This is a genomic window from Arthrobacter sp. Y3221157 (assembly GCF_059089865.1).
In genome coordinates, this window is the sequence record NZ_JBNHFD010000231.1 from 1 (window position 1) to 400 (window position 400).

1 protein-coding gene is annotated in these 400 nt (G+C 67.2%); it reads right to left on the reverse strand.

Annotated features, from left to right (window positions below; all coding sequences use genetic code 11):
- Positions 1–400: DDE-type integrase/transposase/recombinase (locus tag AC5RTT_RS20795; RefSeq protein WP_494146741.1), on the reverse strand; the 400-nt coding region annotated here is incomplete at both ends.

The following is a 400-nucleotide window of genomic DNA, read 5'->3' on the forward strand; positions in this document are numbered from 1 at the left end:
GCTGGTTCCGCACCGGCACCCCGGCCACGTGCGCGGTGGTCACCGTCTTCTCGTTATCTGTCAGGACATAGGTTGGTGCGCCGCCCAAGATCCGGAAGGACCGGTCCAGCGCGGCGAACACGCTCGGCGCGGTCCGATCCCGTAACGGGATCACGATCCGGAACCTCGAGAACGCTAGCCAGGCCACGAACAAGATGGTCTTCATCCCACCGATCCGCGGCCCGTCGCCGAAGTCGTACTGCAGCCACATCCCCGGCTCCGCGATCCAAGGCCGGTGCACGCGCACATGGCCGAGCCGCCACGCGGCCTTGACCTGCGCGATCGCCCGACGGGTGGACCGCTCCGAGCCCGCATAACCCAACGTGAGTAGCTTCTCGTGGGCCTTATCAGCGCGGATCCG